Origin of the sequence: Eggerthella hominis (genome assembly GCF_014287365.1) — a bacterium.
GTDB classification, from domain to species: Bacteria; Actinomycetota; Coriobacteriia; order Coriobacteriales; family Eggerthellaceae; genus Eggerthella; species Eggerthella guodeyinii.
Genome location: NZ_JACOOA010000014.1, coordinates 1 through 12,215, shown reverse-complemented (window position 1 = coordinate 12,215; position 12,215 = coordinate 1). Strand labels below are relative to the sequence as shown.

Sequence of the window (12,215 nt, the reverse complement as noted above, 5' to 3'; positions counted from 1 at the left end):
GAAACAGATTTGGCAACCGTCTCGCATAGCCTTATTTCGCTTCTCTCAGAATTGTCCTGATGCGTACATTCAGCTTTATGAGAAATGCCGCTGTCGGCCTAGTGTGCAAGATGCTCGTCCTGGTTCTAAACTTCGTCGTGAGGACCGCTTTTGCGTACACGCTATCGGTTGAGTACTTGGGGATCGACAGCCTTTTCGCCAACGTTTTGGTGATACTAAACTTGTCGGATTTAGGACTCTCCTCTGTCATCGTTTTCGCTTTGTACAAGCCATTGGCCGAAGGGGACGAATCGAGAGTGAAATCGCTGCTGCACTTCTACTGCAACACGTACAGGATTCTTGGATTCGTGTTCCTGGGGGCCGGCGCAGCGCTAACGCCGTTTTTGCCTTATCTGCTTACGGGCTCGACCGATTTGGTGAACATCTATATCGTCTATGCATTATACCTAGCTCGAACTGTGAGTTCGTATTGGTTTTTTGCATATAAAAAGGCTCTGCTGACCGCAGATCAGAAAGAATACGTCGTCACCTTGATCAACACAGGAGCCACGCTGGTCATGGTCGCCGTTCAAGTTGCGCTCCTTGTCTTGTTGAGCGATCAGCCTGAACTTTCCTTTTACCTTTACGTTTCCATTGGGGCGGTAACGACGATAGCCGGTAATGCGATGACGGCATGGTACGTCGACAGGAACTACCCTTATACGTTGGATGCGAATGCCGAAAAGCTGAACGAGGCGGAGCGCAATTCCATCCTGAAGAACGTGTATGGAGGTGCTTTGCATAAAGTAAGCTCTGCGATAAACAATTCCGCGACAAGCTTAATCATTTCCTCTTTGATCGGTGTTATTTTCGTTGGGTACTACTCAAATTATGCAATTCTCCTGACAGGAATCATGGCGATTTTAGGAGCGGTATTCGCCCCTGTTGTCGCAAGCGTAGGAAACCTCAACGCAATCGAATCGGTAGAGAAAAGCGAATTGGTTTTCAGGTCTCTTCATCTTGCATGTTTTTGGGCTTACGGGCTTTCCTGCGTTGCGTTCCTTATTCTGGCCAATCCCTTCATCACGATATGGCTTGGCGGCGAATGGGTTTTGGGAATGGATGTGGTGGTGGCGCTTACGTTGAAGCTTGCAATTGACGGATTGATGGGAGCCGTAATCAGTTATCGACAGGCATCGGGATTGTATTGGAATACCCGGTATCGCTACGTTGCGTCCGTGTTTGTGAACATCGCAAGCGCGCTCCTTTTTGTTCATTTGGGGTTTGGTGTGGCGGGAGCGATTCTGGGTTGCTGTTGCGGAGAAGTGGTCGCGCTCCTCGTTGATCCGTTTGTGGTTTGCAGGGAAGTGTTCAATAGGAAGCCGGTTTTCTTCTATTCGATGTACGCCAAATCTTTCGTTCTTCTTGCCGCGACGGCCGCTGTGTTGTATTTGGCATGTGTGCCCTTGGGAGGAAGCGGCCTGATTCCCTTCTTTCTAAAACTCGCATTATGCGTGATTGTTCCTAACGTTGTGTGGTATGCGGTCTACAGATCTAGTGTCGAATTTAGGTATTTGTCGAGTTTGCTCATACCGCTATTGCATCGCTTTTCAAAAACGCGGAAGGATGGCTAGAGTCATGACGTTAAAAGGTTTTATCAAAATGCTCTTCCCGAGGTCGATGCAAGTGAGATATACATATCTGAAATATCAAGGCAGGTTGCTACGACTGTCAAATCCCGAGCTGTACACTGACAAAATGATATGGTTGCAAAGTTTTTATAATATCCACCGCAAAGATCTTATGCAACGCTGCTACGACAAATATCGTGCTCGTGAGTACTTTTCGGAAAAACTGGACTCGAATCGCTACACTCCAAAGCTGTTGGGCGTATACGAATCTGCGCAAGAGATACCATTCGAGTCGCTGCCTGAAAAATGCATACTAAAAGTTTCCCAATCGTCGGGATCGAATTTAGTACTCAGAGAGAGAGTTGAAGACCTGAAAAGGCAGCAAGAGATCCGCAACAAGTTCTCGTTTTGGCTGCACGAAGCTCGAAAGAAAAAGCATATATTCGAAGATTATGTGTACGACGGAAATGCGATTATCTTAGCTGAAGAATTGCTGGAAACGGCTGACGGCAAAGTACCCGATGACTACCGGGTATTCTGTTTCAATGGAGAGCCAGCTTTCATTTGCCATGATATCGAGTCAACCGATGAGATGGGAAACAAGCTTCACGAGTACTACAGGAACACTTATACGACGACGTGGGAGTTTATTTCCGTAGACATGGGACGCAAAAGGAAGCCCGAGGCCATTGTAGAAAAACCACCAATGCTTGACGAGATGTTAATGATTGCCAAAAAGCTGTCGCAGGATTTCCCCTTTGTTCGTGTTGATACCTACGTTGTAAAAGATAAGGTATATATAGGCGAGCTAACTTGGCTCCCGCAGGGTGGTACAGGGAAGATTGAGCCGTTCGAATATGAAGAGCTATATGGCAATCTTCTCAAACTTCCAGAATTGAAGTAGCTTTTAATTGCTCCTTGGCTAACTGCGGTAGCAGCTTGCTAAAGAACGAACCACCGAGTATCGACCTATGACCGGATTCCCCTAACGAGCAGAATGTTGTCAAAAACCAATGAAAAGCCAGACCGAGATATCTCCTAGCCTGGCCCTGATACTATCCCTGCATGACCTTGGTGACGACAAAACAGAACCTCTGCTCGGCGAAACGGGCGAGCCTCTCCTCGAGCCTCTTCACTCCTTTAGCTGCGTGGTTCTTGATATGAAGCGACACCTCCTCGTCCATTCTGAGCGCTTCCTCTCGCGAGTCGCCCGCATGTAGCGCCAGGCGGACTCGACGAGCTGCTTGTGCAGATGGGAGCTCCCCGCCTTGGTGATGCCCCCGCGCGCCACCTTCTCGCCACTCGAATGCTCGGAGGGAGCGAACCCGATTCATGATGAGCAGGTTCGTGCGTTGTCGAAGCGGGAGAACGCGCCGGTTTCGACAACGAACGAGAGCGCCGTCATGGCCTCGATACCCTTCAGGCAGCGCAAAGCCCCCACGCAGCCCTTCCGCCTCTTCTGGTCTGCGCATTCTGCGATCTCCTTCTCGACGGCCTTCTTCTGGGCCTCGAGGTGACGAATCTCGGAGATGTTGTAGTCCATGGCGTCGCGCGCGGCGGCCTGGCCTAGCTCTATCGAGTGGACCCGCTCCCAGTGGGCGCTTATCCGCTTGTCCTTGCGCCTGTCGTTCCCGTTGGGCTCGTCGTAGACGTGCCCATGGCGGACGAGCGGGTGCGTCGGCGGTGCTTCACGCGCACGAGGTTGCATCGGACGTCCTCGAGGGCCTGCGAGAGGTCGCGCGCGACCCCGCATTCCTCGTCGGGTATCCACACCTCATGCCGTCTCCGGGACTTACGGAGCAGCCTGCACCCCGATGGTTGCGTACTAGTTAATGGTCGACAGCACTTTAGTACCGATTATCGGGATACGCTGGAATCAATAGCCAACCCGTTCTAGCCGGCCCTCTCTTACTCTATCGCCTCGTTGTTAAATGCCTGCCAGTCCGGTTCGTTCCGCATCGGAAAGTACCTGCGCAATCAGAAGATCAATCGGCTCATTGATGTCGATTGCTTCACGATCGTTAATCAAAAATCCTTGCACCTTTCGACCCAGCACGGAACCGGTTTCGAGGAGGGAGTCTACTTCTGTAATATATAAGCAACTATTTTCAGCATATAAAGGATCTCGATCCTGCCTGCGTCTTGGCGCTTCAGGATTTAAACGATGATACCCGCCTTCTTCCTCAATCCAAAAATCCGTGTAGACCGCATTGAGCGTCAGCATAGCATCGCATTCGGGATTTCTATCAAAGGCATTCTTGAAATCTCTAATGGTAGATGGCTTCCTGAAGGGGGAGGTTGGCTGCACTGTCATTACTGAGCCATATTTCTTCCCGTACTTTTGATAGATTTGCTCCAATGCGTCAATCAGGGCATCTTCTGTTTTCGCGGAGTCTGCGCTTATGCTAGGGGGCCTTTTCAAGATATGGGTTCTTTCATTGCAATAACGTCGTGCTACTGCAATGATCTCTTCTGAATCTGTGCTTATCGCTATATCTGCATCAATGTCGGATCGCTTCAGTGCTTCTATCGCCCAAACCAGCAAAGGTTTGCCGCCGATCGGCTGGATGTTCTTCAAGGGAATACCTTTAGAACCGCCACGAGCTGGTATCACCGCAAGACACGGTAGCCGTCTCTTATCCATTTGACAATCTCCTGTCAATATATTCCATGACGTCGAAAAGCGTTATAACATCAATCAGCTTAAAGTCGTCATCAACAACAGGAAACAAGGTCATTCCTCTTTCTTTGAGAAGCCCGAAAGCCTTATCCATATCGCGATCTTTCAGATATAGAAAGGACGGAGATGAAAAATGTCGGATAGACGAATAAATGTCAGCACCCACGCACAATGCGCGTATGATGTCTCCTTGGCTAAGGAATCCTTCAACACGATCGCCATTTCCGATGACGAAAACACCCCTGCTCCTGTTTTCCTCGATCTGATTTAGCGCTTCCCGAATTGTGTAAGTCGGGGTTACGCAATAAACCGCAAGACTGCTATCCATGGCGTCACTCTTTCTAATAAGTGAGTGTTTTAGTCATTAAAGAGTCATTGATCTCCGTAGAGACAAGCAGATCGAGAATTCTCTGTGATGATTTCCCATCTCCGTAAGGATTTTCGCACGTTTTCAAAGCCTCTTCGAACTCTTTTGAAGTAGCTTTCCTGATCGCTTCAACGATTGCTTCTTTATCGAAATCGACATCAATGACATTGCTTCCTCTGAATCTCATGTCTTGCCTACGGCCAATGTTCACGGCTGCCGTTTTGAAAGTTGGCGCCTCTAAAAGCCCCGAACTTGAATTTCCAACGATGCATCTTGCCTCTTTGAGCAAACCTAGGTAATCTTCACGTTTCAAGTTCGCAAAGAGATGATAGTCTCCGTTTCGATGAGAGACAATGGCGTTGCGAACGCTGAACGAACCGGCATCGTTGTTGGGAAGGATAACGATCTTTGGCATTTCGAATTCGTTGAGCGCTTCTACAAATATCTTCGCCTGTTCACCAGCCTTTGCTGCTTCTTCAGTGACGGGGTGCATAACTGCAAGCATAAACCCTCGTTCCAGGTTTAAGCCTAGACGCGTCTCGATATCAATCTTTGATGAGTATTTTGCTTCAACCATCTCATCAACCTGTGGAGCACCGACATTGTGGACACGAAAAGGCTCTTCCCCTAACTTGATAAGCCGACAGGCAGCATCCTCGTTTGCGGCAAGATGCAGGTGAGCAAGCTTCCCAATAGCATGGCGCGTCATTCCGTCGATATTGCCCGAAACCTCTCCTGCCTGTATGTGAGCAACCGGCACATACATGTAAGAGGCGGCGATTGCTCCCATCAACTGTTCGCCTCGATCGCCTGCAAGAACAACCCAATCAGGGTTTTCAACATCAAGCACATCGGGCAGCGCTTGAAGGCAGATACCAAGAGATTTTGCGTGAGAGACATGATCGCCCCCCTCGATCGCCATCCTGATTTTGTGATCGATGCGAAAACCGTCATTTTCGATTTCTCGATAGGAATTTCCGTATCCCGGGAGAAGGTGCATGTTTGTTACAACGAGGGCAGTTTCTACGTCATCACGCATCTGCGCAAGCCTCAGTATCGGACGTATATACCCCCATTCGCCGCGAGATCCTGTTAGGAACAACAGCTTTTTCATAAGCTCTCCTGAGCCAGGTCATTCCAGGCTATAAGTGTGTTTGCCCGGATGTCACGTGTGACCACTTGTCCTATAACCTCTTCCATGCGATATGACGGAATGCCAGTTCCGGGCCGCTTTGACCAAACCATGTCTTGCGAAATTATCGTCCCTGCGGGAATATCAACAAGCGAGACGATGCTTCGATGGGCCCACTCCCGTATTCCCTGTTCGGCCTGATGCACTTTCTTTTGGCTTCCCAAAGCAGCTTCAACCTTACGCACCCCATCTACCAGCTCTCTCATCTCGAAGAAATCAATGGAAACCGCTTGATCCGGCCCAGGGGTCCGCTTGTCGAGGATAACGTGCTTCTCGATTATTTTTGCGCCGAGAGCAACCGATGCGAATGTCGTAAAAAGATCCGGCGTATGATCGGAATGTCCAATAATTGCATTTGGAAAGGAATCTCTCATTTGGACGATAACGCCCAGGTTCACATCTTCATAACGTGGGGGATATTCAGAAAGGCAGTTCATCAAGGCGAAAGATATGCCCGATGAGCTTAAAGCGGCATATGTTCTTTCGATTTCCTCAAAAGTTGCCATGCCTGTTGAAACTATCATGGGCTTCTCGAGTTTTGCAATCGCCCTCAAGGTAGGGATGTCGTCCATCTCGCCCGAACCGATCTTGAAAGCGGGGACTCCGAGTTCGTCAAGCTCATAAGCCGCTTTAAGGCTGAACGGGGTGCAGAGGTACATAATACCGATCTCATCGCAGTGTTTTAGAAGCTCTTCATGCTGGTCGAGTGTTAGAGCGTAGCGTTTGAGAAATTCATAAAGAGGAATGTCGAAGTTTGACGACATGGGAACATTGGGCAGCATCTCCTCGTCGGGAAGATGGTGCTGAAACTTGATACAATCGCAGCCTGCTAGTTTTGCTTGAAGGCACATTTCCTTGGCAGCGTCGAGACTACCCATGTGATTATCACATGCTTCCGCGATTATGAAGACCGGCGCATCTGCCCCTACTCTCCTGCCTGCTATTCGCATTTTGCACTTCCTTTCTTTGTTTGATATTTTGGTTTTGCTGGGATTCCAACTAGAAGCGATCCTGGGACGCAAAAGCTATGGGACACAACTGCATTGGCCCCGATCATGCAGCCATCGGCGATAGTAATCTCGTTGTAGAGTTTTGCACCGGGTCCTATATAAACGTCGTTTCCAATTTGCGGTGCACCACCCCGTAACGGATTTGCTCCAATATTTACAGCACTATTAAGAACACAATTCGCGCCAAGGCTAGCATGCCTACTTACTACAACGCTCCCAAAATGCAGAATAGCCAGTCCCGGTCCGCAAGTGTTCAGGGGGATGGAGAAACCTAGGCGCGTGCTTTCTTTGGCGAACCGCCATCGAAAGAATATGCGTATTGGTAAGAAAGCAGCCTCGCGTCTGCAGTTTTCGAGATACTCAGTGAACCTGAGAAGACGCTCCCATTTGTATACCGGATCCGTTAGCCAAATCATCGAATTGTCGGAGCTTGCTAGCGGGTGTTTATGGAAGGCTTTCAATGCCTTCTGATCAGCTTCTAAATACTGTCTTAATTCCCTTTTGGATGTAATCAATTAACCCCCTCAAACAATTATTGGAAACGAAAGTGCTATTTAGGAGTGGAGTCTCAAAATGGCATGTATGTATTTGACGAGAGAGGCCTTTCGGACTCGTATTGAGCTACCAGCGCTAGTTTGCGATGCTGAAAACATCGCAAACATGATCAAAACCTACGCATTGCAGATTCAGTCATCCACTGAAGAGTTGAAGTCATACGATCGTTCCGAGCTCATGCAATACATTGCTGAGTAATTCTGATCTTCCTTCAGCTAGCATGATGTAATCTGAATCTTTCATGCGCTCAATGAGGACGGGGTTCGATACGTTGTCCACAACGGTTCTTTTTCCATTGACATATCCTTGAAATAGAACGGTTGAACACCATGAAATAAGAACTTCACTTTTCAAAATCGATTCTTCGATGGGGACATCATGTGCATCTTCGATGTGCGACGCTTCGAAGACCCGACGAAGCTCATCCATCTCTGTCCAGATATGATGCGGTCTTACTCGATAATCTATCTGAAGGCTTTCGAGGAGCTCTTTGATTTGAAGCATTTGCCGAATATCCTGATTCTGCAAATAGTACGTCGCCCCATTCGCACGAACGCTCGATGTCTCTTGGTAGATTAAGCCTTTGGGAAGCTCGATAATGAATTGAGCTGGCTCTGCTCTCAATCTCGTCATAAGATTTGAGTAATGCTGATCCCAGACGTAGCAAGCATCAAATGCAAAGAAAGTTCGAGAAAGGTTGTATACGACTTCCCCATGCATCATGTTAATATGCTTCACGTGCCGCCTTCTGCAATACTCCGTAAGCACGGAAGAAGTGTAAGAGTCTTCGCTTGTTGCGATTATTGCGCTAGCGCCAACGCTGTCGATGACATCTCGGTAAGCTGCAATCTTCATAGCGCATTTCAGCACGAACAAGACACTTAAAGGGTGGCGCGCCCAAATTCGTCGTATAAAGTTCTTTTCGAATCGTGTTACCGATAAGCCAAATTTCCCCTCGATGATCAGCTTTCCGTATTCCTTGATCAAACTTTCCGGTATGCGGTCTTTAACGGCCGGAACACCTAGAAAAACGGCAGTGCTCGATTCTGATTGATTAGCAGGCTCGTTTGTCGAACGCTTCAGAAATGAGTAGTAAAGCAATGGGATGATCGCAATAATATTAGCGCCCGTTACAAAGATCCGATAAGCTAAAGCCGAATGGCGTTTTTTTTGACAAAGATATTGATAGTACGAACGCTCTATTAAATCGGACGGTTCCGGTAAGGCTTCGATGACTTGAATCTGCTCGCTCAATGAAAGCGAATCGTCCCTGTTAGCCCCCAGCAATACCCGCATCACTTTCTGTTTGAATTTCACGAGCCTTGAAATTAATGGGCTGTTCATCGGGTAGGCTCCTGCACTTGACGCTTGGTTTCGATTGGGTCATGCCAATTGGGAATATTTAGCCAAGATCCCATTTCGCGATCGAACGATAAAGGGGAAATGATGCAGTTTCCCCCCATGGGTATCCAAGTCAATTCTCCAAAGACGATACTTTCATTCAAATTGTACAAATCGACTCGAACGAAAGGAAAGTCTTCGGAAAGCTTCCGAGCTACGAAAATGAGTTCATCCAGGTTATCCGGCTTCTCCATTACAACAGATGGATCGTGAGGACGACCGAGATCGACTTCGAGCAGGTTCCACGACTCGTCGTAGACGTTCCTCACTATATGAGTTCCGTGAGAACCATCGTCGTTTGTTGTTCCGAAGTCGCAAACGAACAATCTGGGCACGCCGTGAAAGCAATAGATACGTATGTCGGGCGGCACGCTTCCGTCCTCTTGACGCAAATATCGCTCGCAGCATATTCGCGCATGTCCGTCATAAATATAACCTTCCTCCGAAAAATCTCCCATCATGTTCGAAATCCTCTGCCAATCTTTTAGCTTCTGAACCACCTCGGATTTATCCAGCCGATTCTTGTCGAGGCAAAGCACGTTGAAGCCGCTGCTTTGAGTCACTTTGAGAGCGAAGGCGTTGGGCAGCTGATTGAAATCAATATCCTCTGGCCGGTCATACACGCCATACAGCTCGTTTAGAATAGCTTCCCCCCGCTTTTGTCCCAGTTTTTCGACTACGTAATCTCGAACATTGACTTTGTCATAACAGCGCTGAATAAGGGGCGCACGCAATTCTCCATTAAGAACTTTTAAACAATAGATTTTTTCCGAGAACGTGCTGGGATTGTCTAAATTGAGCGAACGTCCCATGAGCACTCTAAATTTCAGGCGCAAAAACCACTCCAAGGGCAACATCTTGTAACATGCTCTACCGCAAATGCGAAAGATACTTCTAAGGGAGCCGTGAATGCTCATACCTATCCTTTCGGAGTTTTTCTCGAAGTTGTCGTAAGCAGGTAGAATCTGCCCACAAAATACGTCATAAGATAAATTGCTATGTTCGAAAACAGTAGCGCAACGCACAATACGGTCAAGTTGCCAGCTGATCCGGCAAAAAGAGCTGCCATGACATAGAGCGCAAGCTTCGCGATGGATATGATAAGCTGCCATTGAGCAGGAGCTGCTTTGAGCACGATCACCATATTTACGCCGTTAACAACACCGAGCAGCGAGGCGGCATTTCCAATATAAATAAAGGGCATTGCATCGCTGACAAGATCGGGGTACAAAAGCGTCGTGATCAGCGGCGCTGCAGCAAGTAAAAGAGCACCGACGATGCACGCACCTAGGAGTATCGACCCATTCAACAAGTCATATCGCTTGACCGTCAGGCAATGCGATCCGTCGCTTATATAGCTTAGTAGAACCGTGCTTAGTGGACTCATCAAAAACGTGCAAGCTTTACCAACGAACGAAGCGGCATAATAGGTTGTAACAGCGATGGGCCCGAGCAAGGGGTAAAGCAAGATGCGGTCAATGTAAACGGAGCAGTAAGTGATGAGGTTCGTTATCGTGAGGTAGGAGTACATCTTCAAAGCGCTCGGGTATAACGATGATGCGCTTATGCTGCCCTCGAAAATCGGAGACTCTTTTAAAACATACGCCAAACTCAATGCTTCCGCGAGAAGGAACGGAAAGAACCACAAGTCTGCAAAGGCTACGAGGGGCAAGCCAGCGAGGTATCCTACGCAAGAAGCTAGACTCGCTTTGAGGTTTTTCCGTGGATCTATCGGTAAGCGGAAGACGAACAACCCGTACGCTTTCAATATTCCGCATGCTAGCAACGCTGCCATAATCAGAGCATTGAAAGCATCCATGTGGTACACCATCGACATCGCGGTGGTTGAAAGAACGGCTACCGATGGTGCAACGAAGCACGCGATGCGCTTGAAGTCGCTTTTCGGACAGTTTCGTATTGCGTACTCTTCGTTCATGACGATTCGGGTATTCCTAAGCGTGCTGCCAAAAGCCGGCATTAAGGAGTTCGCAACACCCATAAGCGTCAAGAACAGTCCATAAGCTTGATTGTCTAGCACCCGCGCGACATATGGGTAGACGAAAATTTGAATAACGCCAATAGTAGCCACCGAAGACAAGAAGGTGAGCGAGTAATCCGCTAAAGCACGTTTTGCGAATGATCGTAGTGTCGTGTTCTTGAAATCTAACATGTAGAATGCTTCGTAAATGGGCTTGTTTCCGACGCAACAAGGATTTCTTTACGGTTTACCGAGCAAAACCCTCTTGATCCAGAAAATATGAAAAACAGAAACACTGGATCATAAGGGCCGGGAAATGCAAGCCAATCAAACGATGCCCGCACGGCAAGAACCGAAAGCAAGAAGACGCCGAGGTAATCTCGTTGACCTATTAGCCTCGCAATTGCATAAATCATGCCAATCGTAATAAGAATTATACCGATTAGACCAAAACGAGCATGTAACATGAAAAAAGCGTTGTGAAGGTTTCCTTTATATCGCGCAATGGTGAATCCCGTTGAAGACGTTGCGGGGGCTCCCATAAGGAAGTCTCCAAGTGAGTGCGATATAGCTCTCCAGTACTCTGTCCATATGGTCATGCGAGGGCTCTGTAATCCCTCGCGATCAAAACGATAGATCAGATACTGAAGGGTATCTCCCAAGAAGTACCAGATAATCAAAAACGCTATAGCTAGTACAACAATAACAGTCATAGTTTTACGAAAAGCCAGTCTCTTTTCGTAAAATAGATAAAACAGAAGGATGCCAACAAAAAGCGCAGCACCGAGGATTATGCCCGACCTGCCCGAACCATACAGGCATACGCCTACGCAAATAGCTGCTGGTACGAGAGTGATCCTTCCAGTTTGACGAAATTGAAATAGGTAGAAGAGACATACGAGAAGAATAGCTGTAGCCGAAATGTAATTCCTATTGGTGGTGGTGAAAATTCCATTTTCACTTACCCCGAGAATAACGCAAATGGCAATGAACGTTGCTACAAGATAGAAAGCAGCTTTGAACCAGCGATAATCGATTCGCTTCGTTAGTAAAATCGACGCCGGTCCTGCATATACCCATATCCATGCAAAGTCTTCTATTCCCGAATTACCATTGTAGAAGAATGACAGCATCATGACCAACGATGCGATCAAGCCATACAGGATAATAGACACGGGATAGCTGCTGTTTTTCTCAGTTGCGAACGTGTAAAGAAGCGCTGAAATGCCCACAGTCCCAACGAGCGCATTTATGTAAAATGCATCGATCGGAAAGGACCGAAAGAAGAAATTGCTTAAAAAGAAAGCAGTCAGCAGCAAGCTGCCGAAGGAAGTATCGCTTTTTGAACGACTATCTTTCATCTGAGCCAAAGGTCAGTCGGGCCTGTGCAAGAGAATCGGTTACACAGGCTTGAGATGAGAT

At 47.8% G+C, this 12,215-nt stretch carries 14 protein-coding genes; 2 read left to right on the top strand and 12 right to left on the bottom strand.

Translation table 11 applies throughout. The features are described 5' to 3' along the window. Positions 1-296: 296 nt before the first annotated feature. Together H8S61_RS17150 and H8S61_RS17145 are read left to right on the top strand one after the other, a co-directional pair. On the top strand, positions 297-1,613 hold the full coding sequence (locus tag H8S61_RS17150; RefSeq protein WP_147272105.1) for a lipopolysaccharide biosynthesis protein: 1,317 nt from the start codon (positions 297-299) through the stop codon (positions 1,611-1,613). 4 nt (positions 1,614-1,617) lie between these two features. Next, positions 1,618-2,514, top strand: a complete 897-nt coding sequence (locus tag H8S61_RS17145; RefSeq protein ID WP_186939843.1) for an ATP-grasp fold amidoligase family protein — start codon at positions 1,618-1,620, stop codon at positions 2,512-2,514. A 151-nt stretch (positions 2,515-2,665) separates the two neighbouring features. Here the strand turns inward: H8S61_RS17145 and H8S61_RS17610 are convergent, their stop codons facing one another. The 12 genes from H8S61_RS17610 to H8S61_RS17090 form a co-directional block, all read right to left on the bottom strand. Further along, positions 2,666-2,794 carry a hypothetical protein gene (locus H8S61_RS17610; protein ID WP_255466690.1) on the bottom strand — a complete coding sequence of 43 codons (129 nt, stop codon included), beginning with the start codon at positions 2,792-2,794 and terminating at the stop codon, positions 2,666-2,668. Then, on the bottom strand, positions 2,743-2,940 hold the full coding sequence (locus tag H8S61_RS17825) for a transposase (protein ID WP_436231610.1): 198 nt from the start codon (positions 2,938-2,940) through the stop codon (positions 2,743-2,745). The genes H8S61_RS17610 and H8S61_RS17825 overlap by 52 nt, the downstream gene beginning before the upstream one ends. Further along, positions 2,941-3,318 (bottom strand): hypothetical protein, encoded by a 378-nt coding sequence (locus tag H8S61_RS17135; protein WP_035586360.1) that lies wholly within the window; start codon positions 3,316-3,318, stop codon positions 2,941-2,943. It abuts the gene before it with no gap. A gap of 219 nt (positions 3,319-3,537) precedes the next feature. Further along, on the bottom strand, positions 3,538-4,254 hold the full coding sequence (locus H8S61_RS17130) for an acylneuraminate cytidylyltransferase family protein (protein WP_081956919.1): 717 nt from the start codon (positions 4,252-4,254) through the stop codon (positions 3,538-3,540). Continuing rightward, entirely contained in the window at positions 4,247-4,618 is a 372-nt protein-coding gene (locus H8S61_RS17125; RefSeq protein WP_081956918.1) for a CBS domain-containing protein, read from the bottom strand. Before H8S61_RS17125 ends, H8S61_RS17130 begins: the two co-directional genes overlap by 8 nt. 13 nt (positions 4,619-4,631) lie before the next feature. After that, complete coding sequence (gene neuC / locus H8S61_RS17120; RefSeq protein WP_035586357.1) at positions 4,632-5,771, bottom strand: UDP-N-acetylglucosamine 2-epimerase; 1,140 nt, start codon at positions 5,769-5,771, stop codon at positions 4,632-4,634. After that, positions 5,768-6,727, bottom strand: a complete 960-nt coding sequence (locus H8S61_RS17115) for an N-acetylneuraminate synthase family protein (protein WP_197054180.1) — start codon at positions 6,725-6,727, stop codon at positions 5,768-5,770. Before H8S61_RS17115 ends, neuC begins: the two co-directional genes overlap by 4 nt. Before the next feature lie 62 nt (positions 6,728-6,789). Continuing rightward, positions 6,790-7,275, bottom strand: coding sequence for an LbetaH domain-containing protein (locus H8S61_RS17820; RefSeq protein WP_366458685.1), 486 nt, complete (start codon positions 7,273-7,275; stop codon positions 6,790-6,792). A 295-nt stretch (positions 7,276-7,570) separates the two neighbouring features. Then, positions 7,571-8,758: a hypothetical protein gene (locus H8S61_RS17105; protein WP_186939841.1), complete on the bottom strand. Its 1,188-nt coding sequence runs from the start codon at positions 8,756-8,758 to the stop codon at positions 7,571-7,573. Then, on the bottom strand, positions 8,755-9,732 hold the full coding sequence (locus H8S61_RS17100; protein ID WP_186939840.1) for an ATP-grasp fold amidoligase family protein: 978 nt from the start codon (positions 9,730-9,732) through the stop codon (positions 8,755-8,757). Before H8S61_RS17100 ends, H8S61_RS17105 begins: the two co-directional genes overlap by 4 nt. Positions 9,733-9,734: 2 nt before the next feature. After that, positions 9,735-10,985: a polysaccharide biosynthesis protein gene (locus H8S61_RS17095; protein WP_186939839.1), complete on the bottom strand. Its 1,251-nt coding sequence runs from the start codon at positions 10,983-10,985 to the stop codon at positions 9,735-9,737. Beyond that, positions 10,979-12,154 (bottom strand): O-antigen ligase family protein, encoded by a 1,176-nt coding sequence (locus tag H8S61_RS17090; protein ID WP_255466691.1) that lies wholly within the window; start codon positions 12,152-12,154, stop codon positions 10,979-10,981. The genes H8S61_RS17095 and H8S61_RS17090 overlap by 7 nt, the downstream gene beginning before the upstream one ends. Positions 12,155-12,215: the final 61 nt, after the last annotated feature.